This is a genomic window from Frankia sp. BMG5.23 (assembly GCF_000685765.2).
Lineage (GTDB): Bacteria > Actinomycetota > Actinomycetes > Frankiales > Frankiaceae > Frankia > Frankia casuarinae.
On the sequence record NZ_JDWE01000025.1, the window covers coordinates 13,917 to 40,214 of the forward strand.

At 69.3% G+C, this 26,298-nt stretch carries 32 protein-coding genes, 1 pseudogene and 1 riboswitch; of the genes and pseudogenes, 15 read left to right on the forward strand and 18 right to left on the reverse strand.

Annotated features, from left to right (window positions below; genetic code table 11):
• The first annotated feature begins 347 nt into the window (after nucleotides 1-347).
• Complete coding sequence (locus tag BMG523DRAFT_RS12965) at nucleotides 348-1,982, forward strand: serine/threonine-protein kinase (RefSeq protein WP_043591274.1); 1,635 nt, start codon at nucleotides 348-350, stop codon at nucleotides 1,980-1,982.
• A gap of 120 nt (nucleotides 1,983-2,102) precedes the next feature.
• Here BMG523DRAFT_RS12965 and BMG523DRAFT_RS12970 read toward each other — a convergent pair whose 3' ends face one another.
• The 7 genes and pseudogenes from BMG523DRAFT_RS12970 to BMG523DRAFT_RS23125 form a co-directional block, all read right to left on the reverse strand.
• Entirely contained in the window at nucleotides 2,103-2,687 is a 585-nt protein-coding gene (locus BMG523DRAFT_RS12970; protein WP_011437263.1) for a superoxide dismutase family protein, read from the reverse strand.
• Between the two features lie 316 nt (nucleotides 2,688-3,003).
• Nucleotides 3,004-3,393 carry a type II toxin-antitoxin system VapC family toxin gene (locus tag BMG523DRAFT_RS12975; RefSeq protein ID WP_011437264.1) on the reverse strand — a complete coding sequence of 130 codons (390 nt, stop codon included), beginning with the start codon at nucleotides 3,391-3,393 and terminating at the stop codon, nucleotides 3,004-3,006.
• Nucleotides 3,390-3,905 (reverse strand): type II toxin-antitoxin system Phd/YefM family antitoxin, encoded by a 516-nt coding sequence (locus BMG523DRAFT_RS27370; RefSeq protein ID WP_368671108.1) that lies wholly within the window; start codon nucleotides 3,903-3,905, stop codon nucleotides 3,390-3,392. Before BMG523DRAFT_RS27370 ends, BMG523DRAFT_RS12975 begins: the two co-directional genes overlap by 4 nt.
• Nucleotides 3,847-4,461 (reverse strand): annotated as a pseudogene (bluB, locus tag BMG523DRAFT_RS12985) (5,6-dimethylbenzimidazole synthase); the annotation flags it as partial. The gene BMG523DRAFT_RS27370 and the pseudogene bluB, both read right to left, overlap by 59 nt.
• Nucleotides 4,462-4,625: 164 nt before the next feature.
• Nucleotides 4,626-4,824: riboswitch (cobalamin riboswitch) on the reverse strand.
• Nucleotides 4,825-4,943: 119 nt separating this feature from the next.
• Nucleotides 4,944-5,276, reverse strand: a complete 333-nt coding sequence (locus BMG523DRAFT_RS12990) for a hypothetical protein (RefSeq protein WP_235463122.1) — start codon at nucleotides 5,274-5,276, stop codon at nucleotides 4,944-4,946.
• Between the two features lie 122 nt (nucleotides 5,277-5,398).
• On the reverse strand, nucleotides 5,399-6,259 hold the full coding sequence (locus tag BMG523DRAFT_RS12995; protein WP_043591275.1) for an Rpn family recombination-promoting nuclease/putative transposase: 861 nt from the start codon (nucleotides 6,257-6,259) through the stop codon (nucleotides 5,399-5,401).
• Complete coding sequence (locus tag BMG523DRAFT_RS23125) at nucleotides 6,225-6,392, reverse strand: Rpn family recombination-promoting nuclease/putative transposase (RefSeq protein WP_083494821.1); 168 nt, start codon at nucleotides 6,390-6,392, stop codon at nucleotides 6,225-6,227. The genes BMG523DRAFT_RS12995 and BMG523DRAFT_RS23125 overlap by 35 nt, the downstream gene beginning before the upstream one ends.
• A 495-nt stretch (nucleotides 6,393-6,887) precedes the next feature.
• Between BMG523DRAFT_RS23125 and BMG523DRAFT_RS13000 the strand changes: the two genes are divergently transcribed.
• Together BMG523DRAFT_RS13000 and BMG523DRAFT_RS13005 are read left to right on the forward strand one after the other, a co-directional pair.
• Nucleotides 6,888-7,172: a type II toxin-antitoxin system Phd/YefM family antitoxin gene (locus tag BMG523DRAFT_RS13000; protein WP_043591277.1), complete on the forward strand. Its 285-nt coding sequence runs from the start codon at nucleotides 6,888-6,890 to the stop codon at nucleotides 7,170-7,172.
• A complete protein-coding gene (locus tag BMG523DRAFT_RS13005) occupies nucleotides 7,169-7,453 on the forward strand; it encodes a type II toxin-antitoxin system RelE/ParE family toxin (RefSeq protein ID WP_043591278.1) in 285 nt (94 codons plus the stop codon). The genes BMG523DRAFT_RS13000 and BMG523DRAFT_RS13005 overlap by 4 nt, the downstream gene beginning before the upstream one ends.
• A 278-nt stretch (nucleotides 7,454-7,731) precedes the next feature.
• Here BMG523DRAFT_RS13005 and BMG523DRAFT_RS13010 read toward each other — a convergent pair whose 3' ends face one another.
• Entirely contained in the window at nucleotides 7,732-9,441 is a 1,710-nt protein-coding gene (locus tag BMG523DRAFT_RS13010) for an IS66 family transposase (protein WP_083494822.1), read from the reverse strand.
• Between the two features lie 113 nt (nucleotides 9,442-9,554).
• Here BMG523DRAFT_RS13010 and BMG523DRAFT_RS13015 point away from each other — a divergent pair, with 113 nt between their 5' ends.
• From BMG523DRAFT_RS13015 to BMG523DRAFT_RS23135, 4 genes are all read left to right on the forward strand, one after another.
• Complete coding sequence (locus tag BMG523DRAFT_RS13015; protein WP_051623865.1) at nucleotides 9,555-10,127, forward strand: hypothetical protein; 573 nt, start codon at nucleotides 9,555-9,557, stop codon at nucleotides 10,125-10,127.
• 229 nt (nucleotides 10,128-10,356) lie between these two features.
• On the forward strand, nucleotides 10,357-10,734 hold the full coding sequence (locus tag BMG523DRAFT_RS13020) for a type II toxin-antitoxin system RelE/ParE family toxin (RefSeq protein ID WP_043591280.1): 378 nt from the start codon (nucleotides 10,357-10,359) through the stop codon (nucleotides 10,732-10,734).
• On the forward strand, nucleotides 10,731-11,060 hold the full coding sequence (locus BMG523DRAFT_RS13025) for a helix-turn-helix domain-containing protein (protein ID WP_043591281.1): 330 nt from the start codon (nucleotides 10,731-10,733) through the stop codon (nucleotides 11,058-11,060). The genes BMG523DRAFT_RS13020 and BMG523DRAFT_RS13025 overlap by 4 nt, the downstream gene beginning before the upstream one ends.
• A gap of 111 nt (nucleotides 11,061-11,171) precedes the next feature.
• Nucleotides 11,172-11,612 (forward strand): transposase, encoded by a 441-nt coding sequence (locus tag BMG523DRAFT_RS23135; RefSeq protein WP_235463123.1) that lies wholly within the window; start codon nucleotides 11,172-11,174, stop codon nucleotides 11,610-11,612.
• Nucleotides 11,613-11,676: 64 nt separating this feature from the next.
• Here the strand turns inward: BMG523DRAFT_RS23135 and BMG523DRAFT_RS13030 are convergent, their stop codons facing one another.
• The 3 genes from BMG523DRAFT_RS13030 to BMG523DRAFT_RS13040 form a co-directional block, all read right to left on the reverse strand.
• A complete protein-coding gene (locus tag BMG523DRAFT_RS13030; protein ID WP_083494823.1) occupies nucleotides 11,677-13,365 on the reverse strand; it encodes an IS66 family transposase in 1,689 nt (562 codons plus the stop codon).
• A gap of 484 nt (nucleotides 13,366-13,849) precedes the next feature.
• Nucleotides 13,850-14,074: a hypothetical protein gene (locus BMG523DRAFT_RS13035; protein ID WP_023841125.1), complete on the reverse strand. Its 225-nt coding sequence runs from the start codon at nucleotides 14,072-14,074 to the stop codon at nucleotides 13,850-13,852.
• On the reverse strand, nucleotides 14,071-14,598 hold the full coding sequence (locus BMG523DRAFT_RS13040) for an NUDIX hydrolase (RefSeq protein ID WP_011437272.1): 528 nt from the start codon (nucleotides 14,596-14,598) through the stop codon (nucleotides 14,071-14,073). The genes BMG523DRAFT_RS13035 and BMG523DRAFT_RS13040 overlap by 4 nt, the downstream gene beginning before the upstream one ends.
• A 92-nt stretch (nucleotides 14,599-14,690) precedes the next feature.
• Here BMG523DRAFT_RS13040 and BMG523DRAFT_RS13045 point away from each other — a divergent pair, with 92 nt between their 5' ends.
• Nucleotides 14,691-14,999: a hypothetical protein gene (locus tag BMG523DRAFT_RS13045; protein ID WP_023841126.1), complete on the forward strand. Its 309-nt coding sequence runs from the start codon at nucleotides 14,691-14,693 to the stop codon at nucleotides 14,997-14,999.
• Between the two features lie 218 nt (nucleotides 15,000-15,217).
• Here the strand turns inward: BMG523DRAFT_RS13045 and BMG523DRAFT_RS13050 are convergent, their stop codons facing one another.
• Entirely contained in the window at nucleotides 15,218-15,967 is a 750-nt protein-coding gene (locus BMG523DRAFT_RS13050; RefSeq protein ID WP_023841127.1) for a helix-turn-helix transcriptional regulator, read from the reverse strand.
• A 123-nt stretch (nucleotides 15,968-16,090) separates the two neighbouring features.
• On the opposite strand from BMG523DRAFT_RS13050, the gene BMG523DRAFT_RS13055 reads away from it, so the two are divergent.
• Complete coding sequence (locus BMG523DRAFT_RS13055; RefSeq protein WP_198031025.1) at nucleotides 16,091-16,792, forward strand: HAD family hydrolase; 702 nt, start codon at nucleotides 16,091-16,093, stop codon at nucleotides 16,790-16,792.
• On the opposite strand, the gene BMG523DRAFT_RS13060 is transcribed toward BMG523DRAFT_RS13055, so the two are convergent.
• Nucleotides 16,789-18,222, reverse strand: coding sequence for a hypothetical protein (locus BMG523DRAFT_RS13060; protein ID WP_035912174.1), 1,434 nt, complete (start codon nucleotides 18,220-18,222; stop codon nucleotides 16,789-16,791). The genes BMG523DRAFT_RS13055 and BMG523DRAFT_RS13060 overlap by 4 nt on opposite strands.
• Before the next feature lie 247 nt (nucleotides 18,223-18,469).
• Between BMG523DRAFT_RS13060 and BMG523DRAFT_RS13065 the strand changes: the two genes are divergently transcribed.
• The 6 genes from BMG523DRAFT_RS13065 (at nucleotide 18,470) to BMG523DRAFT_RS13085 (ending at nucleotide 22,680) form a co-directional block, all read left to right on the forward strand.
• The gene (locus BMG523DRAFT_RS13065) at nucleotides 18,470-18,817 is read left to right on the forward strand and encodes a hypothetical protein (RefSeq protein WP_043591286.1); all 348 of its coding nucleotides are present in this window, start codon (nucleotides 18,470-18,472) and stop codon (nucleotides 18,815-18,817) included.
• A 44-nt stretch (nucleotides 18,818-18,861) separates the two neighbouring features.
• The gene (locus BMG523DRAFT_RS13070) at nucleotides 18,862-19,191 is read left to right on the forward strand and encodes a recombinase family protein (RefSeq protein ID WP_035733191.1); all 330 of its coding nucleotides are present in this window, start codon (nucleotides 18,862-18,864) and stop codon (nucleotides 19,189-19,191) included.
• Between the two features lie 87 nt (nucleotides 19,192-19,278).
• On the forward strand, nucleotides 19,279-19,794 hold the full coding sequence (locus BMG523DRAFT_RS23140) for an ATP-binding protein (RefSeq protein WP_235187118.1): 516 nt from the start codon (nucleotides 19,279-19,281) through the stop codon (nucleotides 19,792-19,794).
• 48 nt (nucleotides 19,795-19,842) lie between these two features.
• Nucleotides 19,843-20,649 carry a hypothetical protein gene (locus tag BMG523DRAFT_RS13075; protein WP_011437280.1) on the forward strand — a complete coding sequence of 269 codons (807 nt, stop codon included), beginning with the start codon at nucleotides 19,843-19,845 and terminating at the stop codon, nucleotides 20,647-20,649.
• Nucleotides 20,633-22,474 carry a radical SAM protein gene (locus tag BMG523DRAFT_RS13080; RefSeq protein ID WP_011437281.1) on the forward strand — a complete coding sequence of 614 codons (1,842 nt, stop codon included), beginning with the start codon at nucleotides 20,633-20,635 and terminating at the stop codon, nucleotides 22,472-22,474. The genes BMG523DRAFT_RS13075 and BMG523DRAFT_RS13080 overlap by 17 nt, the downstream gene beginning before the upstream one ends.
• An 11-nt stretch (nucleotides 22,475-22,485) precedes the next feature.
• Nucleotides 22,486-22,680: a hypothetical protein gene (locus BMG523DRAFT_RS13085; RefSeq protein ID WP_035912180.1), complete on the forward strand. Its 195-nt coding sequence runs from the start codon at nucleotides 22,486-22,488 to the stop codon at nucleotides 22,678-22,680.
• 566 nt (nucleotides 22,681-23,246) lie between these two features.
• Here BMG523DRAFT_RS13085 and BMG523DRAFT_RS13090 read toward each other — a convergent pair.
• The 5 genes from BMG523DRAFT_RS13090 to BMG523DRAFT_RS13110 form a co-directional block, all read right to left on the reverse strand.
• Entirely contained in the window at nucleotides 23,247-23,462 is a 216-nt protein-coding gene (locus tag BMG523DRAFT_RS13090; RefSeq protein WP_023841132.1) for a hypothetical protein, read from the reverse strand.
• 57 nt (nucleotides 23,463-23,519) lie between these two features.
• Nucleotides 23,520-23,981 carry a flavodoxin family protein gene (locus BMG523DRAFT_RS13095; protein WP_082456722.1) on the reverse strand — a complete coding sequence of 154 codons (462 nt, stop codon included), beginning with the start codon at nucleotides 23,979-23,981 and terminating at the stop codon, nucleotides 23,520-23,522.
• Between the two features lie 429 nt (nucleotides 23,982-24,410).
• Entirely contained in the window at nucleotides 24,411-24,737 is a 327-nt protein-coding gene (locus BMG523DRAFT_RS13100) for a multidrug efflux SMR transporter (protein WP_023841168.1), read from the reverse strand.
• Nucleotides 24,738-24,786: 49 nt separating this feature from the next.
• On the reverse strand, nucleotides 24,787-25,647 hold the full coding sequence (locus BMG523DRAFT_RS13105; RefSeq protein ID WP_011437285.1) for a hypothetical protein: 861 nt from the start codon (nucleotides 25,645-25,647) through the stop codon (nucleotides 24,787-24,789).
• On the reverse strand, nucleotides 25,635-26,144 hold the full coding sequence (locus tag BMG523DRAFT_RS13110; RefSeq protein ID WP_049760948.1) for a hypothetical protein: 510 nt from the start codon (nucleotides 26,142-26,144) through the stop codon (nucleotides 25,635-25,637). Before BMG523DRAFT_RS13110 ends, BMG523DRAFT_RS13105 begins: the two co-directional genes overlap by 13 nt.
• Nucleotides 26,145-26,298 lie beyond the last annotated feature (154 nt).

The window sequence follows — 26,298 nt, forward strand, 5'->3', positions numbered from 1 at the left end:
CGTCCGCCGGGGTCCGGGTGGCGGCGGGCGGTACCGGATGGCGGGTGGCGGATGGCGGTGGCGGGTGGCGGACCCGAGGCGCCCGCCTCCGCGCCCAGCCGCACATCGCTGCGCTGGAAGCATTACGGTTCAGGGTTAGGGGTCTCGCGGGGCCGTGGACGTCGCGGATGCCGTGGACGCTGTGAATGCCGTCGACCCACGGACACCGGTGCGGCGCGGGCCGGCGGCCATCGGGCCTCGGCCCATGCCCACCGCCGACGAAGGAGTGAGCTTTCGGGTGAGCCCCGGCATTCCGAGTCTCACGGCCGAACGCGGAACCGAACGCGGCGATCAGGACAGGCGGCACGATGCTGACCCCGCTTGTTGACGACGACCCGCGCCACGTCGGCCCGTTCACGATCCACAACCGGATCGGCGCTGGCGGCATGGGCACCGTGTACCTCGGTTTCAACGCCGACGGCCGGGCCGCCGCGGTGAAGGTTCCCGACGCCCGGTTCGCCGACGACCCCGAATTCCGGGAACGGTTCCGCCGCGAGGTGGCCGCCGCCCGCCGGGTGCACGGCCGGGCGGTCGCGGCGGTGCTCGACGCCGATCCCGAGGCCACGTCGCCGTGGCTGGCGACCGAATACGTGGAGGGCACCAGCCTCGCCGACGCGGTGCTGCGCCACGGCCGGCTGGAGGAACGGCTGCTGCACGGCTTCAGCGTGGGACTCGCCGACGCGCTGATCGCCATCCATGCCGCCGGAGTGGTGCACCGCGACCTCAAGCCCTCGAACATCCTGCTGGCCTGGGACGGCCCGAAGGTCATCGACTTCGGCATCGCGCGGGCCTCGGGGATCCCCAGCCACACCCGCACCGGGATTCTCATTGGCACGCTGGCCTGGATGGCGCCCGAGCAGCTGCGCGGGGAACGGGCCGGGCCCCCCGCCGACGTGTTCGCCTGGGGCGCCTGCGTGACGTACGCGGCGACGGGACATCCGCCGTTCGCATCCGAGCAGTCCGACGTGCTGACCAGGATGCGCGAGGACCGACCACCCGACATCGCCGGCGTGCCGGTGAAGCTCGCCCCGCTGGTGCGCGCGGCGCTCGGGCGTCGGCCGGAGGAGCGCCCGAGCGCCGCCGAACTGGTCCGCAGCCTGGTCTCGGACTCCGCGGTCCGCACCCCGGCCGACGCCGACCGGGCGGCGGCGTTGGCCCTCACCCCCTGGCAGGCCCGCCCGCCGCTGAGCGCGGGACCCGGCAACGGCAGCAACAGCAACGGCGCGCCGCTGGACCCTGACCGGCCCGATCAGCCGACCCATCCCCTGGCCAACCGGCCGACGCCACCGCCGGGCGACGACCAGTCGTGGCGCACCGTCCCGGTGCCCCGCCGGGGCGCGGACGGCTCGGTGCAGGATCCCGCCGACGGCGACGCAGCCGGTCCGCCGCGACACCCGGCGGACGGCGGGCTCCTCGGCATGCTGCTCGGCCGGCTCCCGGCGTCCTGGCGGCGGCAGACACCGGGCGCGCACGGAGCGCTGCCGGTCGTCCTGCTCGCCGGAATCGTCGGGCTCGTCGGGCTCGTCGGAATCGTCGCCGCGCTCATCGGGGCCGGCGGCTCCGATCCTCAGGTGGAACCGGCCGCCCCCGCCCCCTCGTTCGGCCCGGCGGCCCCCGGCGGCCCCGCGAACCAGCCGCCGGCCGGTGCTCCGCTGTGGACGCCGGGCACCCGGCCCGGCCCGGCTCGGCCCGGCCCGGCCAGCCCACCCCCGGTCGGCGACGAACAGCCGATGACACCGACGGACCCGGGCACTGCGACACCGGTACCCACCACGGCGAGCGCGCAGCCGAGCGCCACGCCTACGAGCCGGCCATCGCAGCCGACGGGCGCCTCCCCGACGGTCGCGCCGACCCCGTCGCCGAGCCCGGGCGCCTCGACCACGGCGACAAGCTGCCCGACGAGCGCCCCAGTCGGGGGCGCGACGACCGCACCGCCCTGCTGAACCCGCCGCACGGCCGCGTCACGCCACCGTCCGGCGTCCTGGTGCTCATCCACCACGCACCGGAGACTCTGACTGTGGCAAACCGGCTACGCGACCGCCGCCTTCGGCTTCGCCACAAGATTAGGAGAACGGAACGGTGATGCAGGCCGCCCGCGGACCGGCGGATCCGGCTTCGCCGGGCATGCCACTCGTCCCGTGCTCGTGGAGCACGACGGCCCTGGCACCGCCGGCTCGGAAGTTCCAGTCGACGACGGCGAACGCCTGGCCGTTGCCGTCGGCGTCCGTACTGAAATCCAGCCAGACCTCGTTGTGTGGATTGGCGTACGCCGGATCGACAGAGGGTTGTACCGGATCCGGCACGTTCTGGTAATGCGGCCCGGCCGCCGTACCCGTCGCGCCGCACGCCTTCTGATGAACATGCGCCCCGTACCTGTGGCCGGGCAGCAGCCCCTGAACCACCAAGCCCACCACGGTACGAGGTCCGCCGGCCGCCAGTACGACCGCCCCGGCGCCGACCGGAACGAGATGCCGGTCGTAGGTGACGGCCGCCGGTGGCTGCTTCTCGTTCCAGGTCGTGAACGCGACCGGCTCCGCGACGACCCTCGTGGCGCTCGGAGCCGCCGGTGCCACCGCCGAGGCCGCAGCGGCGAACAACGCGGTGAACAAGCCGAGGCCGGCCAGGGTGATCGACAGACGCCGTCGCATGAGGATCCTTTCAGCGGCTAGTTCAGTGGCTCGGGAACGCCGTTCACGTGGGACGAGCCTAGCCTGGCCACGGGTTTCGGGAATGCTCAACACGACCTGAACGGAAACGTGGGGCCGAAAGGGGGTGCCCGGCTCACCATCCTCGGCGCGAATCCGAGGAAGCACCCAAGGACCGGGGCAGCACCGACGCCATATTTTGCTCGGACGCCACGTTTTGCTCAGGCATGGTCCACCCTTCCTCAGGCATGGTCCGCTCCCAACGCCGGCCACCGGCTCGGGCGAAGAAACCAGCCAGGCTCGGCATGCGCCCGGTGGCTCAGGCGGGCACAGCAACGGTCAGGCCTTCCTGGGCGGCGGCGGTCGACAGGCGCTTGTCGTAGCTGACGAAGACCAGTGACGGCGCATCGAGCCGGAGCGCCGTCGCGAGATGCAGGGCATCCAGCGAACGCAGCAACGGATCCGTCAAGGCCGCGGCGGAGACCATGATCGGTTGGTCGATGGGCACGAGCGTGATCCGCGACAGGACGTCGGGGATACGGGGAAGAGCGGCGGGGTCGCTGCGGCGCAACGCTCGGGTCACTTCGAGCATCACAAGCGCGGACGACACCGCGACGCCTGGCCGGACGGCAAGCCAGGAGCGCAGCGCACGCGTCCCACGCTCCGGATGGGTCAACTTCATCAATGCGCTGGAGTCCAGATAATTCAAGAAGATTCCCCGCGTAGCTCCGCCACCACGTCCACGGAGTCACGGCCGTCCCAGCTGCCCGTAGACGTCGGTTCAGGGAGATCAGCCAGGCTCGCGGTGGGGACGGTAACGCGCCCCTCGGCAACGAGTTGGTCCAGGTAGTCACTGCCCGTCTGCGTCAGTTCGGGCACCAGCCTCGCCCACGGTCGTCCGTTGCGAGTGATGACGATCGATTCTCCCGCGTGCGCACGGTCAACCCAGGTACCCACGGCGTGGCTGAGATCCCGCATGCTCACCACAGTCATACCTGAAGTCCAACAAGTGTTGGACACCCGCTGGCCCCCCGATTCCAGGATCAGCGGGAGCACCGTCCCCGGACGGCCACTCGTCCCCGGACGGCCACTCGTCCCCGGACGGCATCGCGCCCCCGGACGGCATCGCGCCCCCGGACGGCATCGCGCCCCCGGACGGCATCGCGCCCCAGCGCTCGGCGTGGACGGCGTCGGCGAGGGGACGCCGCCGGGCCCAGCCATGGCGTTCGAGGTCGGGAACGTGCTCAAGATGGGTTACCGGCCCGAGGCAGAGCCACGCCACGGGCCGGATGTCGGCGGGGATGGCGAGCAGATCACGAACGAACGGCTCCCGGTAGAACGACACCCAGCCCACCCCGAGGCCCTCGGCGGTTGCGGCGAGCCACAGGTTCTCGATCGCCAGGCACACCGAGTACAAGCCGGCGTCGGCAATGGCGTGCCGCCCCAGCACCGCCGGCCCGCCGCGGTGCGGATCGTAGGTCACGACCAGCGACAACGACGACTCCAGGATGCCGTCGATCCTGATCCGGGCGAACCGGGCTGCACGCTCACCGGCCAGGGCCCCGGCGAAGACGGCGCGCTCGCGGTGCACATGGGTGTGGAAGGCCCGCCGGGACCGCTCGTCGGTGACGAGGATGAAGTCCCAGGGCTGGCTGAGGCCGACGCTCGGCGCGGCGTGAGCCGCCCCGAGCACCCGGTCGAGCACGTCGGCGGGGATCGGCGCGCCGGTGAACTGGCCGCGTACGTCGCGCCGCCGGTGCAGGACATCGTAGAGGTCCGTGGGGCGGAGGTCCGTGGGGCGGAGGTTCGTGGGGTGGCTGTCGGTGGGGTGGCTGTCGGTGGGGTGGCTGTCGGTGGGGTGGCTGTCGGTGGGGTGGCTGTCGGTGGGGTGGCTGTCGGTGGGCATGGCAGGCTCCCGCTGTCCGGCCGCCCGCACGACGACGGGCGACGTCGATGCGGGGCCGGTCTTCGGACTTCCGGATCAACGCCGGCCGTCCGCCTTCCCGGACCCGAGGGCCCAGTGGCTGCGCGACGCGCATGGACGGCGACTTCCCGGTTACCGCGGCGGGCCCGTGCCGGACTTTCACCGGCTTCCCGATTCTCCCCGGTCCCCCGGGGCACCCCGCTCATGATGCCATTGGGGACGATACAGGATAAATCGACATACCAAGGTGACGGCGATCCGTCGACCGGTGAGTTTGGGGGACCTGAGCACGGTCTGCGGGAAGGTCATCCCGGTCTGGCAACGGAACAGGCGGCTCAAGGTACGTTCACTGTACGTTCACTCGCCCCGACGGTGGCGCCGAACTCGGCCCGAGTCCGCGGATCGGCGGGGTCACCGGCCAGCGCCGCTGTGAGCGCGGCGACGCGGTCGTCGCGTGGTTGGGGCAGGCCGAGCCGTAGCTCGGTCACCTGCCGCAACGAGCGCAGCGGGACGGCTGTCAGGTCCGTCGCGGTGAGCGCCCGGATGATCTCCGCAACAGGGGGGGGTACGGCTACCACGGTCGGAGCGGGGGACCCGAACGGATCATCCATGTCCGGGAAGGCCAGTAAGTGCATATGGGTGGGGGTGCGCCTGGTGCGCGTGGTCACCGACGCGATCCCCCGCGGCGACCCGGCCAACATCGCCGCGGCCGGGCTGAAGGCACGTCAGGACGCGTGCTCGTGCTGACAGGCAACCCGCGCGAAGAGAGCTACCGCGGCGTTGCAGCTGGTCAGAGGAAAAGCTGGTCGAGCGTGTCGGCGGTCAGGACGCGAGCGGTCCAGGTCTGGAGCTGGCCGGCGGAGGCGTCGTGCACGGCGGCGAGCGCGGCCTCGGGAAGCGGACCGAACTTGAGGGTCAACAGCTGGAGGAGCGACTCGACACGACCCTCGACGCGGCCCTCGACACGACCCTCGGCACGGAGCATCTCTGCGATGGTCATGTAGGCATCCTCCGCCTCAGGTCCAAGGCCGGCGATCAGGTCGTGCAACTCGTCGCGGGCGTCCGCTTCTCCGACCAGCTCAATGTAACGCAGCAAAGTGGCGAACTCCTCCCTGCCATCCGGGCCGTCGAGGACCGCGCGCAGTTCGTCGACCCACGGTCGCAGGTCCTGGGCGAGCCGGGGGTTACCAGGGACGATCTTGAGGAGGAGCAGAGTGAGCCGCACCGAGTGCGTCAGCGGACGCTCCCGCAGCTCCCGCTCGTCAACGCGAACCAGGTCATCGAGCAGGAACTGGAACCGGGGCAGATGCTCCCGCCAGGCGCCGGCGAGGTCCGGAGCCAGGTCGACCAGGTCGAGCACCTGAGTCGGGGCGACCCACGCGTGCTCGTTGTGGTGCACGACCAGCGGGACCACCGCTGGCAGCCGGGCCGCTTTGTGATGGTCTGCCAGGTAGCGGTCCCAAACACGCACGACGTAACGCAGCATCCGGAACGCCATAAGCGGGTCGCTGCTGCTCTGGTGCTCGACGAGGACGTAGATGAACGCCTCATGGCCGTCAAGCGGAGCAGTGAAGAGCAGGTCGGTGTGCCGCCACCGCAGCGTGGCGTCGACCAGGCTACCGGGGACAGTCGACCAGGCTACCGGGGACAATCGCCAGCCGGTCGAGGTCGAGGCGGGCCACAAGAGCCGCCGGCAGCGTCGCGCGCAGCTGCGACGCCGCGTTCGACGGCACACCGAGGACCCGGCGGAACACCGCGTCATGCGGCGAAGGCGGACTCGACATGGCGGCACCGTACCGGCGAACACCGACATCCCAGACGGCGCCGCACAGCTAGCTCCCGATCCACACGGCCAACGGGGGCGGCGCTCAGCCGTCTGCCAGACTGGCGGCAACGATAGCGCCGAGTTCCCAGCACGCCTCGCGTACCGCGGCGTCCACTTCGCCGACGATCGACAGCGGCTCACGCCGGCGCTTCCACTTCAGCCCCGTGGTGACACCACCGCCGCGGATCGCGCCGGTGGTGTCGCTGTTGCCGCGCGTACGGCCGGCCTACGGTTGCCTCAAGCACGGGATAGTAGATCTGCTCGCAGAACTTACGGAAAGTCGCGTGCGTCGGGCGGCTACGCAACGTGTCGGCGCACCGGACCCCCCTTGGCCCACCCCCGGCACGACCTCCGTCATCCCCCACCGCCCCAGAGAGCCCGCACCGAGCGATCAGCCGAGGCCAAGGGTCCACCAAGACGACCAGAATTTTGACCGGTCCTTATACTGGACCCCATGGAGACCATACCGATCACCGAGGCGAAGGCGCGGATCGCCGAGCTCGCCGAGCGGGTGGCCAAAGAGCATGATCATTTTACGATCACGCGAAACGGGCGCGCGGATGTGATGCTAATCTCGGTCGCCGAGTACGACTCGATGCGCGAGACCCTCGACCTCCTGTCAGACGATGAGGCTCTCGCGGATCTACGGCAGTCGCGCGACGACTTCGCCGCAGGCGACACCTTCACTCTGGGCGACGTTGCGGCCGAACTGGAGCAGCGGCGGGCCGACGGCGGGTGACGGCCGCCGGCGACGCACCCTACGAGATCGCGCTGTCACGCAGGGCGCGGAGAAACCTCCACGAGGACCTGCCCTTGGAGGTCGCGGCGGCCGCTCTGGAGACGATCCAGCGAGCAATCGCCACGAACCCCCACCGGGTGGGCAAGCCGCTGGACGAACCCTTCGACGGCTTCTACTCGGCGCGCCGCGGAACCTACCGCATCATCTACCGCATCGACGCCGCCAAGCATCTGGTAGAGATTCACTCCATCCGGCACCGAAGAGACGTCTACCACCTGTAAGAACCAGATCGCCTCTCCGTATGCTGGCGATTCGCCGAGAAGCGGGACGCGCGAACCGGACAGGGACCAGCCCGGTGGGACGGTCCGCGGTCAGGTGTTCGACGACGCGAAGATCGCTTCGGGGTGTACGGTGCCGGCGAACCCCCGTCCAGTCCGGATCGTGACGGTCGACCGGCCGGGCGGCGGATCTGAGCCCTCCGTCACGGGATGAGACGATTACTCGATGGCAGGTGTCCATTCACGGGTGGCGGTTTGGGCGGTCCCGTGTTGATGTTGGTTTAGGTGGTGAGGGCAGGCGCGGGACGGGTCGCCTGGAGGACCGGCATCCAGGGGTTGCCGGCGAGGGCCCGGCGGATCGCGTCGATCGCGGTCAGGCCGTGGTCGCGGGCGGAGACGAGGTAGGAACGCACGCGGAGGTAGGCGGCGAGAGTGGTGGGTGTGTGCCAGTAGCCCGAGACGGCCTGGTGGCGTTTCGGGAGACGGATCGCCTGCTCGCTGGGATTGTTCGTCCAGGGGATCTTGAAGTCGGTCAGGAACAGCCAGACCTGGTCGGCTTTCGCGGCGAGGCGGCGGGCGAGGACCAGGCCGGGATGGTTGCGGTCGTCGGCCCAGGGCCGGGACATGTTCGCCAGCTCACCGATCCGGACGTCGGCGTCGTACCGGGCCCGCAGACCCTCGATCGTGGCCTGGTCGAGGCGGGTCTCGCCCGCGGCGCGGGCAGCCACCGCCAGGCCCTGGGTCTCGCGGAGCAGGTCGATGAGCCGACCGGCCCATTTCTGCGCGCCTGGTGCGAGTTGCTGCACCGCCCGCAACGCCCTGATCAGATGGGCGCAGCACAGCTGCGCCCCGGCCAGGGTGGGGTCGTACTGGTGCCAGCCGGCGTAGTCGTCGCGGGTCAGGTAGCCGGTGAACCCGTCGAGGACCCCGGTGGCGTCGATCGCCTCCGGCGACCGTGAGCTGATCGCCGTGTACCAGACCAGCCCCGGTGTCGGGGTCCGCAGGACGAGCAGGTGCGGGGTGCCAGACAGCACCATGCCGGTGACCTCGTCGAGGTCCCTGCGTAGCACGTTGACCGGGGACTCGTCGCCGCACAGCACCGGCTCCGCTCGCAGCGCCGTCTTCATCGCCTCGTCGAACCCGGCCGCTTCCAGGTCGTGGGCGAGTCGTTCGTTCGCGCGGGCGACGAACCCGGCTGAGACCTCCACCCCCAGCAGCGCACCGATGACCCTCGCGGCCCGTTCCACCGCAACGTTGGCCTCCGAGGCCAGCAGCACCGCCGCGGCGTGCAGCCGGGGCCCGTAGGACACCGTGCCCGCCGCTGCATGCCGCACCCCCGCCACCCGGGCCGTGGTGACCTTCCGGCAGCAGACACACCGCCGCCGCGGCAGCACCCACTCCACCTTCTCCAGCACCGGGTCGAGCAGGTCCCAGACCTGCGCCCAGCCATCGGGGAGCACCACCGCGTCAGCCAGGTCAGCCTCGCACGACGAGCACTGCGCCGGCGGGTCCGCCGCCCGCGACCGGTCTGGCTCCGCCTCCCGGGAAAGCCCCGACCCCGGATGCCCCGGCTGCCCACCCGGCTTCTTCTCCTTCGACCGGACCCGCTCCGAACCCTGGCGACGCTCAGCCCGCCGCTTCTCCTTCGCGCCGACCGGCTCCCTCGACGGCGGGACCGACGAGTTCGTACTGTCCATCCCGACCCGCCGCCGCAACTCGGCGACCTCCAACTCCAGCTCGGCGACCTTCCGCTCAAGCTCCACAGCCCGCCCCAGCGCCTGGTCCCGCTCCGTGCGCACCGCGCCGATCTCCGCCTCATGCCGCGCCGCCGCGTCCTCCACAACCCGACGCAACCGCCCGTTCACCGCCGCGAGCTTCTCGTTCCCCGCCTCCGCCGCAGCCAGCCCAACACCAAGCTCCTCGATCCGCGCCTCAGCCGCCACCAGACGCGGCTCCCACGACACCGGCGGATCAGCCACAACCCAGATCATCCGCCACCAGTCCCGACCACCAGGCAACACCAGCGGCGTGTCACACCAACACAAACACCCAGCTCAGCGAACTACGACCTCGCACCCCTGAATGGACACGTCTGGAGCTCGCCTTGGGGCGCGGCTGCTTCGCCACCTACGCGGCGAAGCCGGACGACATGGTGGCGTCGCTCCGTCGGGCGGTGCAGCTGATGGAGGACCGCACCGAGCAGCTGGCCGGTGACGTCCGCGCTTTCACGCCGAGTCCGGCCACGCCGCTGGAAATTATCCTGATCGACGAGCTGGGCTACCTGCTGGCGCTCGTGCCGGACCGGAAGGCACAGGCGGAGATCAAGCAGTTGGTGAACACGCTTCTGAACCTGGGGCGGGCCGCTGGAATATGCGTGGTCGGAGGTCTCCAGGACCCCCGGAAGGAGACCATCGAGTCACGTGACCAGTGGCCGACGAAGATCGCCATGCGGCTCACGCGGGAGATGGCGCGGCTCGTGCTGGGGTCCGAGGCGCTGGAGGCCGGCGCTCGATGCGACCTCATCACGAGAGATATGGCCGGGACTGCCTTCGTCTTGCAGGACGACGCACCAGACGAGCCGGTCCAGGTGCGGGCGTTCTGGATGAGCGACGAGGACGTCAAGCAGTTGGAGCGGGCGCTCGCGCCGTACGTCGGACGCTCAGCGGGAGGCGACTGAATCGGGTAGCCGGAACAGCCAGCGGGACCCATTGCTCACCATGCGTCACGCAACGTGCATCTCTGGCACAGGGTTCGCGCTACTTCTGGTCGCAGATTTCACCGAAACTCGGGTACGCGACGTGGCCACGCTACGTGTCCGCGAGGTCGAGACACCACGGCCGGCCACGTAGAAGACAGCGAGCCCGGCGCCGCCGCTCCCACGTCCGAGGTCGAGAATTTGCTAAACTCTGTCTGTGGACGAATGGGAAGTCCGCGTGACGAACGAGTTCCTGGCCTGGGTCAACGAGCTCGATCCGAGGTCCAGGGCGCTCGTCGTCGACGCGATCGATCGGCTGGCCGATGCCGGGCCAAGCCTGGGCCGACCACTGGTCGACCGCCTGGTCGGCTCGGAGATCCACAATCCCAAGGAGCTCCGGCCAGCTTCCGCGGGCACCTCGGAGATCCGCGTCCTGTTCGTCTTCGATCCCTGGCGCTGCGCCATCCTGCTGATCGGTGGGGACAAGTCGGGCGACTGGTCCGGCTGGTACCGCACGGCGATCCCACGCGCGGAGACGCTGTACGCCGAGTACATGAAGGAACGGGAAGCCGAGGAGGGCAGCTCATGACCAGATTCCCCCGGTGGAACGACGTCCGCGCCGATCTGATCGCCGACGCCGAGGAGACCCTGACCGAGGCCCGCAGGCGCAACCAGGCCTACATCGACGGCCACCGCCTCGCCGAACGCCGCAGGCTCCTCGGCCTGACCCAGACCGACGTCGCCGAGCACATGGGCGTCAGCAAGAGCCGGGTCTCCCAGATCGAACGCGGCGACGTCTCCACCGTCGACGTCATCGCCCGCTACGTCCAGGCCCTCGGCGGCCAGATCCAGATCACCGCCGTCTTCGGCGACGATCTCTACATCCTGCGCGGCACCGACACGCCCGCTGCGTGACAGGCAACAAACCACGCCCCCGCACTGTCTGGAGCAAGCGGCCTGGGCCGGGTTTCCTCGGCGAGACAGGACAGAGCCGCAGGCCGCCACGGGCACGGACCTGGGGTCGACGTGGGCGAACACCGGTGGTGCGGGTACCCGGCCGGGCGGGTCCGGACGGGTGAGTGTGGTCGCCGATGGTCTGCTACCGCCCCGGGTGGCGGCCCAGGGCTGCTCTACCGGGCCCGGACCTGGCGTGGTGGCAGCGGCCGGAAAGGCATCGGCTGGCAGGACTGCCGGGATCTGCTGGCCGCCGCGCACGCCCAGCTTCCCGGGGGCCGGATGATCCTGGTCTGGGACGGGGTGAACATCCACCGCCAGGCGGAGATGGCCGCGTTTCTACAGGAACACGCAGATTGGGTGAGCGTGGTGGCGTTGCCGGCCTATGCCCCCGAGCTGAACCCGGCGGAGGGGTGTGGTCACAGATCAAGCGGACCGCGCTGGTGCACCTGGCTGCCCGCAGCCTCGACGCCATCGCGATCATCCTATCGAGGCGTCGCTACGACCGTTTGACCCCGCCCCCAGTCAAGTGTCCATTCACGGGTGACGGCTTGAGCAGCCCCGTGTTGATGTTGGTTTAGGTGGCGAGAGCGTGTGTGGGGCTGGCCGCGCGCCTGGCTGGCATCCAGGGCGTACCGGCGAGGGCGAGGCGGATGGCGTCGACGGCGGTCAGGCCGTGGTCGCGGGCGGAGACGAGGTAGGAGCGCACGCGTAGGTAGGCGGCCATGGTGGGGGTGTGCCAGTAGCCCGAGACGGCCTGGTGGCGTTTCGGGAGGCGTATGGCCTGCTCGCTGGGGTTGTTCGTCCATGGGATCTTGAAGTCGGTGGTGAAGAGCCAGACCTGGTCTGCCTTCGCGGCGAGCCGGCGGGCCAGGACCAGGCCGGGATGGTTCTTCTCGTCGGCCCAGGGGCGGGACATGTTCGTCAGCTCGCCGATCCGGACGTCGGCGTCGTAGCGGGCCCGCAGCGCGTCGATCGCGGCCTGGCCGAGGCGGCTGTTCCCGGCGGCGCGGGCGGCGACGACCAGGCCGTTGGCCTCGCGGAGCAGGTCGATGAGCCGGCCCGCCCACTTCTGGACCTTCGGCGCGAGGATCAGCACCGCACGCAACGCCCTGATGAGATGGGCACAGCACAACTGCACGCCGGCGAGCGTGGGGTCGTACTGGTGCCAGCCGGCGTAGTCGTCGCGGGTCAGGTAGCCGTGCCAGCCGGTGAGGACGCCGGTGGCGTCGATCGCCCCGGACGAGCGGGAGCTGATCGCCGCATACCAGACCAGCCCGGGCGCCGGGGTGCGCACCACCAGCAGGTGCGGGGTGCCCGACAGGGCGGTGCCGGTGACCTCGTCACGATCCTTGCGCAGCACGTTGACGGGCGACTCGTCCCCGCAGAGCACCGGTTCGGCCCGCAGCGCCGCCTTCATCGCCTCGTCGAACCCGGCAGCCTGAAGATCCTGCGCGAGCCGCTCGTTCGCGCGGGCGACGAACCCGGACGAGACCGGCACCCCCAGCAGCCCGTCGATCACCATCGCGGCCCGCTCCACCGGCACGTTGCCCTCGGAGGCGAGCAGCACCGCCGCGCCGTGCAGCCTGGGCCCGCAGGACACCGCGCCCGCCGCCGCGTGCCGCACCCCCGGAACCACGGCGGTGGTGACCTTCCGGCAGCACGCGCAGCGCCGCCGAGGCAGCGCCCACTCGACCTTCTCCAGCACCGGTTCGAGCAGGTCCCAGACCTGCGCCCACCCGTCCGCCAGCACCCCCGCGCCGGACAGATCCGCCGCGCAGGACGAGCATTCCGACGGCGGGTCCGCCGATAACGACCGGTCCGGCGTCTCCTCCCGGGCCAGCCCCGCCCCCGGATGACCCGGCTGCCCACCCGGCTTCTTCTCCTTCGACCGGACCCGCTCCGAGGACGCCCGCCGCTCGGCCTTCCGCTTCTCCCTCGCCCCGACCGGATCCTTCGACGGCGGCACAGAGGAGTTCGTGCTGTCCCGCGACAGCCGCCGGCGCAGCTCGGCGAACTCGAGCTCAAGCTCCTCGACCCGCCGCACGGCCCGGTCCCGCTCGGCGCGCACCGCGCCAAGCTCCACCTCATGCCGCGCGGCCGAGTCCTCCACGACCCGACGCAGCCGCTCGTTGACCGACACCAACCGCTCGTTCGCCGCCACCGACGCGGCCTGCCCGACGGCGAGTTCCTCGATCCGCGCCTCGGCAGCCGCGAGACGCGACTCCCACGACGACGCGGACAGCTCAGCCACAACCCTGATCATCCACGCCCAGCCACCAGGATCAAGCAACGGCCACAGCACGTCCCCGCAACACAAACCCCAAGGTCAGCGGGCTACCCCGGCACACCCGTGAATGGACACTCTCTGGCGTCAAGGTACGGCGGTGTTGTTTTACCACTCGGCCGTCCCTGGCCCCCAGGGTGCTCCTCGCTGGTAGCCCTCAGCGGGTTTCTCTTTGGTGTCATACCAGGACAAGGGAAGTTGCGTGCCGAAATGGAGAGCAGCTGTGAGGAGGGCATCAATGTGTGTATTAGATACCATGAAGGCGCTCATGGCGGAGTTCCTTGTTTACTGTCCCTCTTAGCCGAGCACCGGCCGCGACCCCTTTGACTTGTAAGGGGAGGGGTAGGCTGACGAAAGGCATTGACCGACATCCGGATGCCCGGTAAGCTAAGAGTGAGTTTTTCCGTTAGTGCTTATTGCGGCTCCCGTTCCAGCGGGCAGCCGCTTTTTCATTTGCGCCGCTTCAGGGCGGCCGGATGCTCGGCAAGCGGCGGTGCCGGGGCCGCTTGCGACCACTCAGGACGCAATGCGTGACCTCGATGGCCAGGCAGACGACGACGAACATGCGCCAGGCTGCGCGGGCCAGCTCCACCGCCCAGGCTCGCGCGGAGTTGTCGAGGGCGGCAGGCTGGTGCAAAGTGCCTGTACTTCTGTTGAACGACCGTCCCAGCAGCACCAGGACGGTCAACTATGGCCGTCCTGGAGGTAGCGGACACCTCCTCCGCCCAGCACGGCGAGTGCTACGTGTACCCGCCGCCATACATACGGCCGGAGTAGCTGGGCCGCCTCCTCCGGGGAGCAGAAGCGGACGGCCGCCAGCTCCGGGTCCACGGAGCGCAGCCCCTGCGCTTGCTGCTGGGTGAGGGCGCCGCCGTCGAAGACGAAGGCCAGCAGGTCATCCCACGGCCCATGCGGTGAAACCCAGTCCACGCACAGCAGGTCACCCACCTGCGGATCAAGACCGAGTTCTTCCTTCAGCTCGCGCCGCAGGGCGTCCCGCGGCGGCTCGTTGGCTTCAGCCATCCCGCCCGGTAGATCCCAATCCGGCTTGTATGTCGGATCAACCAGCAGGAGGCGGCCGGCTTCGTCGCGGATCAGAGCATCAGCCGATACCCGCTTGCGGGCCTGGCGGGCGTTGCCTTCGGCCAGGTGGGCGAACTCGGCGGCATCGCGGCCGGCGTAGCTGGCCTCCCACTCCTGTTCGATGTTCATGAAGCCTCAGCCGGCCGGGGTCGTGGCAACGTCGTGGTCATCCGCCCAAGAAAATTGGCTACGGGCCCAACAGCTCCGTGAGGTTCAAGCCGGTGGCCAAGGGCCCGAAGCTGGCCGACGACGCGATCGGATGCCAGATGCGGCGTCACGTCGAGCACCTGGCCGCCGGCTTCACACGCCCCCTCAAGGTCGCCGGCCCCAAGACGCACCGTGGCCAAGGTCAGGTTCCCGAAGGCCCGGCTACGAACCCGGTCGGGGCCTCGAAGCTCCAGCACGCGGGCAACCTGGCGCTCGGCTCCGGCAAGGTCACGAAGATCCCGCAAGCAAATGGCGGCCTCAGCGGCCAGCGCTGCTTCGTCGAATGGGCTCAGCCACTCGTGGCCACCGGTGGCGGCACGTGACAGTTCCAGTACGGAGGCCCGGAGGGCGGTCAAGCAGTCGGCCGGTGCTCCGGCCAAGGCGCTGCCCCTGGCCTTCATGGCATGAAGCCGGGTACGCAATGCGCCGCAGCCCGGATCATCCGGCACCAGGGCAAGGCCAGCCTCGGCCAGCCGGACGGCGTCGCGGGGACGGTCATCCTCCAAGGCTAGGTGACTCTGGCTCACGAGGGCTTGGGCACTCAGGGCTTGGTCGCCGGCGGCGGTGGCAAGGCCGAAGGCCTGCACGAAGTGCTGCCCCGCGAGGTCGCCCCGCTCGTCGTCGTAGGCCAGCCGGCCATGTCCGTCAGCGACGAGGCCGCCGAAAATACCGCCGACGGCGGGTGCTGGTGGCCCACCAGCTGCGGAGCAACTTCGGTCTGGATGAACCGCACTACCACTGGGTACAGCCGCCCGCCCCCGAGCTGGCGGTCGGCAGCCCGGAAGGCCAGGGCGGCGGCGCGGATCGTCTCCAGGGCTCCACCCTCGACGGTGGCAGCGATGGAGCCGTAACCCGGTCCACCCATCCAGGCCGGCGTGGAAGACGCCGCCAGGGGTACCCGCGGTTGCCCGGGAAGGTCGAACCAAAGCAGGGCAGGCGGCAGCCGAAGTGTCCTGGCCCAGTGCGTCAGGCGGTCCAAGTCCCGGATGGGCGGGCCACTCTCGATCCGGCTCACCTGGGCCTGGGTCAAATTGAGCCACCCACCAAGCCGCTCCTGGCTGATGGGCCGGCGGTGGTACGGGCTTTGGCGGTAGGCCACGGAGATCAGGCCGATGTGCTGGGCCGCGAAGGCGTCGCGGAGTTGATCGGTCTGCCAGAAGTGATCCGGAAGCGCCGGCGGGCCTTCGGCTTCCCGGCGGACTCGCCCCAGGCATCCGGTGCAGCGGGGGCCGGCGTTGTCGGCGGCCAGCCGGGTGCCGCACTCGCAGTAAGGCGCGGCCAGCTCCGGCATGTGATCGCTCCCGTGGGATGCCGCCTGGGTATCAACGTGATCGAGAGTGTAGCGGCCAAAAGTCCACCGGACGGGAGCCGGCGGTCACCACCCGCCGTTCCTTCGATGTGGGATCATGACCGGGTGACCGCACCGGCCCTCATCCTTTGGGACGTCGACCACACCCTGCTAGAGATCAAGGGCGTCAGCCGGGACATCTACGCCCGCGCCTACCAGCTGGTAACGGGCAGCCCCATGGAACAGCTGGCCGACATGACCGGCCGCACGGAGCGGGCGATCATTATCGAGACGCTCCAACTCGGCGGGATCACCGAGCCGGAGCCGCTGCTACCGGCCTTCTACGACGCCCTGGGCGAGGCGGCCCGGCAGCTCCAGGACCGGATGCGGGGCGCCGGCCGCAGCCTGCCCGGTGCTGGGGAGGCCATCGCGGCTCTCGTTGCCGATGGTGTTGTGCAATCTGTCGTGACGGGCAACCTGCACTCCATCGCCGAAGTCAAGCTGGCCGCCTTCGGGCTCACGGAGCATCTAGACCTGGCCGTGGGCGGCTACGGCGACGACGACAGCGACCGGGCCGTGTTGGTCCGGCTGGCGGTTAAGCGGGCCGAGGCCGCCCACCAGGTGAGCTTCCCCCGGCCCAGGGTGGTGGTGATCGGGGATACGCCGCACGATGTCAAGGGCGCCCACGATGCTGGTGTGCGGGCGGTGGGCGTTGCCACCGGCGGCAGCACCGTGGCGGACCTCGAGGCCGCTGGGGCCGAAGCCGTTTTGCCGGACCTCACCCGGCCCCGCGCCCTCCAAGCGGCCGTCTTCGGCCTCGTGGGCTAACTGCCGGGGCCAGCGGTCGCCAGGCGGAACCGCTCGCCGAAGTCCCGCGCCGCGGGCACGGTGCCGAAGGGCTCAAGCCCGTCCGCAAATTCTTTCAGGCGCAGAGCTACCCGCGTCGAGCCGATGGCTTCGCTCAGGGAGAGGGCATCGGCCGCCGTCTGGCAGGCCTGCTCAACGTCGCCCGCCTTCAAGTGGCACTTCGCCAGCCGGGACAGGTAATGCACCTGGTCCCGGATGCGGTGGGGTGTGCGCTGGGTAAGCAGGCCAATGGCCTGCGTCAGCGCCGAGGCGGCCTCGCCGGTTTGGCCCAGTTCCAGCAGGCAGGCGCCTTCCTGGGCGGCTACCTCTACCTCGTCGACGTAGGACACCCACATGGGCTCGTCCCGGTGGCCGGCGGCCTCGAAGTCGGTACGGGCGGCGTCCAAGGTGCGGCGGCAGCCGTCCTGGTCGCCAACGCCGGCCTGGGCCCGAGCCAGGCGGGTACCCAACATCGTCTTGGTCAGCGGCGTAAGCCCGGCCGTCCCGGAGGCGAGCGCGGTTTGCGCTAGCGACAGCGCCGGCCCCCGCCGCCCCCGGTAGGTCTCCTGAAGGCTCATATAACCCAGGGCGCTGGCGGCCAGGCCCGGTTCGTCGCTCTCATGGGCCACGTAGATGGTGGTGGTGAAGTAGCGGCGGGCCTGGGCGTGGTGGTCAGCGTCCAGCGCCAGCCACCCCGTCATCTGGGCGAGCTGGCCGAAAGCGAGCAAACCATCACCGGGGTCCTGCTCCACCGTCACGGCCATCCGGGCCACGTACCGGGATAGGGGCAGATACAGGCTGTCGCCGCCCAACTCGTCGTCAAGCTGCAAGAACAATTTCAGCAGCAGTTCGGCGCTCTGGCCCGTAGTCATGCCCTCGAAGGCGGAAATGCCGATGGTGGGGCTACGGGTCTCGCCGGCGGCCAACGGGAGGCGCCCAGCCGTCAGGCTGCCCAGCAGCGCCGGCAGGTCCGGCCCCGCGGGTACCGGCGGCGTCGGGGCCGCCGCTACAGGTGCGGGGCGCTGCTCGGGGAGCTGGAACCACAGCAGATGAGCGGGGATGCGCAAGGTGCGCGCCCACATCATCAGCCGGTCCAGGTCCTTGATCGGCGGGCCGGACTCGATGCGGGATAGCTGCACCTGGGAGAGGTCGGCCCAGCCGCCAACCAGTTCCTGCGCCAGCACCCGGCCGTGCCAGGGGTTGCGGCGGTAGGCGGCGATCACCCGGCCCATGTGCCAGCTGGCCAGGGCGTCGCGTAGTTCATCGGTCTGCCAGAAGTGATCAGGCACCACCGGGGCCTGAAGGCGCAGCTGCTCCTGTTTGCGCTGGCAGGGGGCACAGGACCCGGCCGCGTTGTCGCGGGCGAGACGGCTCCCGCAGGAGCGGCAGTACCGGCCTGATGCCCTGTCCATGCCCCCGGCCGCTCCCACTCGTGGTCATCCAAGTGCGCTCGGCAGCAGCGTAAAGGGGCATTGGTCACGCCAGGTGGGGAACTGGCGGCGGCACGTATAGCCGTCATACATGGCCCGGCATGGCCGCATCCGTCCCGCCCGCTCACGCTGAGGACCAAGGCGCCCGGGGCCGGGTAGAGGACCCTGCTCCCCGGCCTCGGGCGCCCGTCCACATCAGTGGATCTTCCTGCCAGGATTGGAGGCACCGGTGGATGCAAACACCGGAAGGCAAGACTCCGTACTGGGGCCGCCGGGCAGTGCGGCGCTGCGGCTCATCACCGAAGGGCTCGGGGCAGCGTTGGGACGGCTGGAAGCCGCTGGCGTCGTCCTCGCTTGCGACGCGGGCGACCTGCCCACCACCGCTGTACAGCAGGCAGCCTTGGAAGAGCGAACCGAAGCCGTCACCGCGGAACTGCGCCGGTTGCACGGCGAGGCGCGGCGGATGCTGGCCCGCCAGCGCCGCACCCCTGCCGCTAGCCTGTCCCGCCGGGCCTTCCTCATCTGGCCGGGGTTCCTTCCGAGCAGCCAGGCCACCACCCGCTTCACCGCCTCATGAACGGCCGCCCGCCGTCCTCGGCGGAGTGCCAGTCGGCGCGGACGGTGTACGGCTACATCAGCTCCGAGCACGCCGACGAAGCCGAAATCGACCGGCTCCACGACCAGCTCACCGCCCACGCGCAGGCCGAAGGCTTGGCCCTGGCAGAAATTTTTGTCGACCGTTCCATTCCCCCGGGGCGCATCGTGCGTCCCGGCCTCACGGTCCTCCTCGAAGCCGTCATGAGGTCGGAAGCCGCCGGGGTCCTGGTGGCAAGTCTCGATCACCTCTCTCCCTTGCCCGCCGTCCGGCAGGCCATCGAAGTGGAGATCGAGGTGTTGGGCGCGCGGGTGCTCACCGTAACGCCCGCCGTCCCTTCGCCGAGGTCGACATGAACCTTCCGGCCAGCACTGCACCCCAGCCAGCCGCTCACCTGCGCGCGAGCGTCCACCAGGTTCGCCGCCACCACCACGGCCCCGGCCTTGGCGCGGCAAGCGGCGGCCGAGCTGCTGGAGGACTGGAGGCTTACAGATCTTCTCGACACCACGGCCCTGTTGATTTCAGAACTCATTACTAATGCCGTCCGGGCCACCCAAAGTTCCGGCGGCGGCTCAAGGCCCATCGTATCCATGCGCATCAGTTGGGCCGCCGGGAGCCTCATACTTGAAGTCTGGGATCGCAACCCGAAGCCGCCCGAACTTCAGGTTCAGTATCTTCACGGTGAGAGTGGCCGGGGCCTTCACATTGTCGAAGCCCTGAGCACGGCGGCAGCCTACTGCCCATCACCCACCGGAGTTGGCAAAGTGACCTGGTGCCAGATTGAGGCACCGGCACCGCCCGAATCCCAGGAGTCGCACCCGCTTCTCCCGCACCGTCGGGCTACGGTTGCACGTGCCGATCCTGGGTTGGTTTTCGATGACATGGCAGTTCTAAAACGGGTGCTCGCTGGCCTGCAAGCCCTGGACAGTCGCCTACCCCGGAGTGACGCCATGAGATAATAGCGCCAATATCTTCGCCCAATACCGTCGTACTTCCGGAGTTTCCTCATGCCGTTTGCCGCAGACCGCTGGATGACCGAGTACCCCGCCTGGCTTCCCGCAGCAGATGGGGTACGCCGCGTATTTGCGTTGCCTGGCGGCCCGGTCTTGGCGGAGGTTCACGGCGGCAAATTGACGCTCGCGGCACTGGGCGATGAGGCGGCGGAGCCGCTGGCGGATGTCTTCGGCTTGCCGGAGGGAGCAGCTAGCGAAGTGCCGGAGCTCGCCAAGGAGCTGGCTGGCCTCGGGCTGGTGGGACGTTTCCGCAACCCCTCGCTGTGGGAGGCCCTAGCGACCGCGATCTTGCGTCAAGTCATCCGGGCGGGGCAATCCAAGAAGCTCTACCGGGCACTATGTGCGGCCCACGGCGAGCAAGTGGCGCTGCCGGACGGTGGCGCGTTCGGCCTGTTTCCGAGCCCCGAAAAAATCCTAGAGCTAGACGACGAGCAGTACGGAGAACTAGGGCTAGCTTTCAAGCGGCCAGCGCTGCGGGCCGCCGCTACGGCCTACCTGGCCCACGGCGAAAACTGGAACCGCCTACCCCTGGCTGCCCTGGTCGACGAATTGCAAAGCGTCCAGCGGATTGGCCCTTGGACGGCCGGCGCTGCTGTTGCTGACTACACCAATACCTGGGACCTCTACCCCTACGCCGATCTGGCCGTACGCACGTGGGCGGGGCGAGCTGCCCCAGCGCACCATTGGTTCAACAATGAGCGTGCCTTCGGTGCCCAGTGGCGGCATCTGGCGGGGGAACACCTATCAACCTTGACCATACTGACCCTCGCTTGGGGTTCATACCGTGGAGACATTGGATGACGGCCCCGTCCTGGGCGCCGACCTGAACCAGCCGCTCGACGCCGTTTTTATTAACGCCCCGCTGCGTGACTACGGCGTCCGCCCACGGGTAAACGACTTCACGTTGCCCGTGTTGGGCATGGCCTACATCGCAACCTACGCGGCGGCCCAAGGCTTCAACGTCGGCGTGCTCGACGCCGAGGCTTTGGGGCTCGGCGTCAAAGAGACCTATCAACTGGTGAACCGCCTCGGACCGCGCTGGGCCGGTTTCAACCTCCTGGCCCCCACCTACGAGGTGAGCGCCGAAATCGCCGCCGGCTTGGACCGGGACATCATGGTCATGATCGGCGGGCACCAGGCCAAGGCCATGCCTGCCGCCATCATCACCGACCCCCGTTTCGGGGCGCTGGAGGCCCTGGTGCTGGGCGAGGGCGAGACCCGCGTGGCTGAGCTGTTGCAGGACAAACGCTCCCGCGCCGACCTGCCCGGCGTGATGTGGCTCGATCCCATCCTTCGCCAGCCTGTCACCGGCGGCCGTCCGGGCGCGGGCCACCACCTGAGCCCGGATGTGGACCGCCTGCCCTTCGTCGACCGCCGGTTTCTGGTGGGCGACCCGTACCAGGCGCCAGACGGCCGCGTCGAGGCCAACATGGTCGGTGCCCGCGGGTGTCCTTACGATTGCTCCTTCTGCGGCGCTGCTGTTAGCGCCAACCCAGACATCACCATCCGCACCCGCACCCCGGCCGGCATCATCGCGGAGATGGAGGTGCTGCACGCCACAGGCGGCGTGACCGCCTTCCGCTTCGTCGATGATCTTTTTCTCGGTTACGAGCGGTTCATCCGCCAGTGCATGGAGGCCTTCACCGCCGCTCGCCTCGGGGACCGCTTCGTCTGGGACGCCACCGGCCGCATCAACATCCTGCATCGGGTCGACAACGCCCTGTTGGATGTGCTGGCCGCCAACGGCCTGCGCGAAGTTGCCCTGGGCGTCGAGTCCGGCAGTGAACGGCTCTTGAAGTACATGGGTAAGCGGATCACCCCGGACATGACCCGCTCCGTGGTCCGCCGCCTCAACGAGCGCGGCATCTCGGTGAAGGGATACTTCATCTTGGGCTTCCCCACCGAGACGCGGGAGGAGCTGGCGGCCACCGTCCGCCACGTCAGGGAGTTGTGGGAGGTGGCCGACGGCCAGCCGGGGAACTTCCGGGCCTCCGTCTTCGAGTTCCGCCCGTATCCGGGGACGCCGGAGTGGGACCGCATCGTGGCTACCGGCCGCTACCAGCCCGCGCAACTGCTGGCCTACACCGCCGTTGACCTCACCGAAGGCGGGCTCGACGAGGCCATGCGCGGTCGGGATGAGTTCAACTTCTCCGTGAACATCCAATTCGGGGAGGCCACCGTGGATGAGGTGCGTGCGGCCCTGGTGGAGCTGTCCCGCGAGCAGCCGGGCATGCTCCGTCCTCAGCTCCGCGAGCTCGACTCGCAGACGGCCGTTCTCCACCAACACATCCGCCAGCGCCTCACCACCAGCAACGCCGCAAACACCCGACTCGACAACCGCCACGCACCGCAGCAAACTATCCCGACCAGCGAACCGTCACCCACGGAGACCATCAGGCCACACCCAGTCCCCCCAGCCACCGCCAACGTCGATCAACTCAACGGGACTTCCGACTACGTACGTCCGACTGGCACCACATGGCCGGGCCCTGGGATCGGCCACTCGACGCCATCGCGGTGGGCTCCCATGGACGAGCCCACCAGGAACTGTTCGTCCTCGTCGAGGGCGAGGTCTGGCACCGCTGGTGGATGCCCGAACCGCAATGGTCCGACTGGCACAAGCTAACCCGCCTGGGCATGACAGCGACGGACATCGCGGTGTCCTCCCTCACCGAAGGTCACCTGGAGGTATACGCGCTCGACGCCACCGGCCGGATGCGACACCGGTGGTACTGGCCCGAGCCCGGCTGGTCGGACTGGACGGACATGACCACTCCACGCGACGACACCACGCCCCCACACATGCCGCTACCGGAGCAGAGCAGCGCCTGACCGTCGCTTCCGACACGACCACCCGCCCCGTGCGGACCGGGTGGCTCACCGCCATCGCCGCCGGCTCCCACTCCGACCGCCACCAAGAGCTCGTTGGTATAGACCGAGACGGCACGGTTTGGCATTCATGGAACTGGCTGTGCGACGACGGCCTGCCGAACTGGCAGGCCTGGTCCACCTGGGACCCCTGGCACGCAATGCCTCCCGTCCGCTGACGCGTCCAGACAGCACTCGCCTTCGGCCGGTCCCTCCAGGTCTCTTCATCAGGCTGGCCGCTGCCGTGGCGCCGAACTCCCGACAGGCTCCGCGGGCAGCCGCGTCCACCTCGACGATGATCGAAAAAGGTTCGTGGGGTGCTTCCACTTCAGTCCGGTGGCGATCGTTGCGACGGCGCGAGTCCCGCCGGTCGTATAACTACTGCCGTGGACCTACCGCGCTACCGTGGACAGCGCGTACGGCCGGCCTACCGCCACGTCGAGGCACGGGTAGTAGATCTGGCCGCAAAAACATGAGGAAAGTCGCGTGCGCCGTGCGGTCACGTTCAGTGCCATACCGGCACGCCCGGGTCAATCGTCCATCAGGCTGGCCGCAGCTGTGGCGCCGAGCTCCCAACAGGCCTCGCGTACAGCGGCATCTACCTCGCCGATGGTCGACAGCGGCTCCCGAAGGCGCTTCCACTTCAGCCCGGTCGCGATGGTCTCGACCCCACGGATCGCACCGGTCGTGTCGCTGTTGCCGTGGACATACAAGGCGTACGGCCGGCCGATGGTCGCCTCAAGCACGGGAAAGTAGGTCTGGTCGCAGAACTTGCACAAAGTCGCATGCGTCGAATGGTTACACTACGTGTCCGCGAGCGTGGCCGCCATGGTCGCGCCCAACTCCCAGCATGCTTCGCGGGCAGCAGCGTCGAGCGCTCCCACCACCGTCAGCGGCTCCCGCAAGCGCTTCCACCGCAGCCCCGCAGTGATCGTCTCGACTGATCGCACGGCGCCGGTGGTGTCGCTGCCGCCGTGGACGTAGAGGGCATACGGCCGGCCGACGATTGCTTCAAGGCAAGGATAATACACACCATCAAAAAAGTGCTTCAAAGCGCCCGACATATAGCCGATATTCGCCGGAGTACCAAGAATATACCCATCGGCAGCCAACGCATCCGAGGCCGTGGCTGAGAGTGCCGGCCGCACCTCAACCTCTACGCCCTCGATCTCGTCCGTCCGAGCACCCGACAGAACCGCCTCCAGCATTTCCTGCATGGTCGGGGACGGGGTGTGATGGACCACCAGCAGCTTCGCCACAGCCATACCCTACCAAGCTAAGGCCCACCCCCTCATACGAGAAGGTGGGCAAGTGGTTAGGGACAGGTACACGGGCTATATACCCAGACGCGCCTCCGTGCAGCATCATGGCCGGCAAGGTGGTGGATCGCATCCATGTAGCGCGATGCCGCTTCCATATCCCCGAAGCGGTGATGGGGAGAGGTCCAGCCGCCCGGTTCCCGGTAGGCGAGATGAACCTTCACATCCACCGGAATTGGTAGGGCCTCAATCTGGGGAGCCGGATACCCTAAGCGCGCCACACGACGTCCAAGCGGTCGGGGTCAGACTGACTGAACCGCCCCGGTCTCCACCGAACCCGGGGCGGTTCACCCGGAGCGGCCACACAAGACACGCTCTTAATATAACTACCCGCGCTTTGACCGACCGAAAAACCCGCTACCAGCTACCAGCTGGTCAGCGGCGGGCACCGCTAAGCTGGAGACCGACCACTCCGACGATGACGAGGACCAGCGAGGCGACCTTTAGCGCGTTCATCGATTCGCCGAAGACGGCCGCGCCAATGACGGCCATGGCCGCGGTGCCGGCCGCGGACCACACCGCGTAAGTGAAGCCGATCTCCAGATGCTGCAACACTCGAGACACGAAAAAAAATGACAGCGGATAGCAGACACAGACCATCAGGGTCGGCCAGAGCCGAGTGAACCCGCTGGTCTCCCGGAGCGCCAGCGTTCCAGTGATCTCCAGCACTATAGCGACGATAAACTGCACGATGACGGCCACACCCGGACGATATCGGCGCGCCGGATGGCCGTCACCCCGGCCAGGGAGTTCAACCCGTTCGGCTCGTCGATCGGCTGGCGGTCACCAGTAGCGGGATGCCGACCCCGTGCCGGGCACTCGCCTCCGCGAGCAACGCGGCCAGCCAGCCCAGCGCGTCCAACGTCCACTCGGCGAGGGCCCCCTGGAAGGTGACCCGGTGCCGAGCAGGTCCCTGCCACAGTTCATCGATGACGGCGGGTTCCAGCACCGGATGGTCGTCGTTCGCCGGAGAGAGCGAGTCATCCGAGAAGACGTGCTGGTCGAGTTTGCGCAGCCAGTCGAGCATCGCGGGGGCGGCGGAACGGATGGCCGGGTCCTGCCCGCCGTCCACCGTCACCCGCACCCGCGTTCTGTGCCGCGGGGCGCAGTCGGCGAACCAGCCGGCATCCTGCAGTAGACTTCCCACGGCGGGTGTCCGTGGCGAGATCCCGAGGCCCTCCACCGGCGACACCTGCACCGGCAGCAGGAGCTGCACCGGCAGCAGGAGCTGCACCGCCGTCAGCCGCAGCGTGCCGATCCGCGCCACGACATCGTCCGCGCAGGCCAGGAACGGCTGCACCGGCAGGGGGCGGCGGTTCGGGACCGGTTCGGTCAACGACACCTGGAACCAGGCGGCGCGGGACGGCGACGCCCCGGCGGCGGCAGGCCGGTCCTGCCCGGCATCGTTCATCCCCCACAGGCCGCCGGAGGCGTCCGGCATGGCCTCGGTGAGCCAGCCCAGCGCGGACGACCTCGCGACGAACAGGCTGTACGCGTCGGAGGATGCGACGAAGGGATCCCGCCACGGGTGCGGCGCCAGCTCGCCGTACAGGGAGGCGAACAGGGTGCCGGCGGGCCCGGCCGCGTCACCCTCGTGCACTACCGCCGGCACCTGATGTTCCGACCCGTCGTGACGAGTTTGTTCGGGTCGTCGGGCACGCCCACCAGATCCACGTCGATGACGCTACGCCACCCTGTCAGACTGCCGCTCCTGCAGTGGCCCCGCCCGGTCGCCCGGTTTCCGGCGCCGCCGCCGGACTTCACCGTCGACCGGCCCACCGCGCCGACGTTCCGCCACGTGCCGTCGCTGTAGTACTCCTGCAGCTGGACGGTGACGACCGCCTTGGTGACGTCGCAGTCGATGTTGACCCACCAGCCGTGTCCGGACGCCTCATGAGCGGAACTGGAGACGTGTACGTCGTCGCCTCTGGTCTCGAAATAACACACCCGCGCGGATTTCGTGATGCCGGCTGGGGAACTCCTGCCCCGCAGGCCATCCGCGCCGACCGCGCCAGCCGCGACCGCGGAATCCGGGACGGGCGCGGGTACCGGCCCCGCCGGCGCCGCGATCGCCGCGGTCACCGAGATCTGCGACGTTCCGATCAGCACGGTGCTCGCAATGCAGGATCCCACAGCGAGCCCACGAAGAGAGTGACGCACAAGCGCACCTCCGAATCTGGTAGAGCAGCGGAAAGAATACCACGTGCCCGGGACGGAAATTGACGACACGCACGGCACCGGCCCCACCGATCCCATCCGGTGC

Bases quoted from the DNA above. Each gene is read 5' to 3' on its own strand.
- BMG523DRAFT_RS12965 (WP_043591274.1), top strand. From the start codon at position 348: ATGCTGACCCCGCTTGTTGACGACGACCCGCGCCACGTCGGCCCGTTC.
- BMG523DRAFT_RS12970 (WP_011437263.1), bottom strand. From the start codon at position 2,687: ATGCGACGGCGTCTGTCGATCACCCTGGCCGGCCTCGGCTTGTTCACC.
- BMG523DRAFT_RS27370 (WP_368671108.1), bottom strand. From the start codon at position 3,905: ATGGCTGGGCCCGGCGGCGTCCCCTCGCCGACGCCGTCCACGCCGAGC.
- BMG523DRAFT_RS23125 (WP_083494821.1), bottom strand. From the start codon at position 6,392: ATGTCGAGTCCGCCTTCGCCGCATGACGCGGTGTTCCGCCGGGTCCTC.
- BMG523DRAFT_RS13000 (WP_043591277.1), top strand. From the start codon at position 6,888: ATGGAGACCATACCGATCACCGAGGCGAAGGCGCGGATCGCCGAGCTC.
- BMG523DRAFT_RS13010 (WP_083494822.1), bottom strand. From the start codon at position 9,441: ATGATCTGGGTTGTGGCTGATCCGCCGGTGTCGTGGGAGCCGCGTCTG.
- BMG523DRAFT_RS13025 (WP_043591281.1), top strand. From the start codon at position 10,731: ATGACCAGATTCCCCCGGTGGAACGACGTCCGCGCCGATCTGATCGCC.
- BMG523DRAFT_RS13030 (WP_083494823.1), bottom strand. From the start codon at position 13,365: ATGATCAGGGTTGTGGCTGAGCTGTCCGCGTCGTCGTGGGAGTCGCGT.
- BMG523DRAFT_RS13040 (WP_011437272.1), bottom strand. From the start codon at position 14,598: ATGAACATCGAACAGGAGTGGGAGGCCAGCTACGCCGGCCGCGATGCC.
- BMG523DRAFT_RS13050 (WP_023841127.1), bottom strand. From the start codon at position 15,967: ATGCCGGAGCTGGCCGCGCCTTACTGCGAGTGCGGCACCCGGCTGGCC.
- BMG523DRAFT_RS13060 (WP_035912174.1), bottom strand. From the start codon at position 18,222: ATGGACAGGGCATCAGGCCGGTACTGCCGCTCCTGCGGGAGCCGTCTC.
- BMG523DRAFT_RS13075 (WP_011437280.1), top strand. From the start codon at position 19,843: ATGCCGTTTGCCGCAGACCGCTGGATGACCGAGTACCCCGCCTGGCTT.
- BMG523DRAFT_RS13085 (WP_035912180.1), top strand. From the start codon at position 22,486: ATGACAGCGACGGACATCGCGGTGTCCTCCCTCACCGAAGGTCACCTG.
- BMG523DRAFT_RS13095 (WP_082456722.1), bottom strand. From the start codon at position 23,981: ATGGCTGTGGCGAAGCTGCTGGTGGTCCATCACACCCCGTCCCCGACC.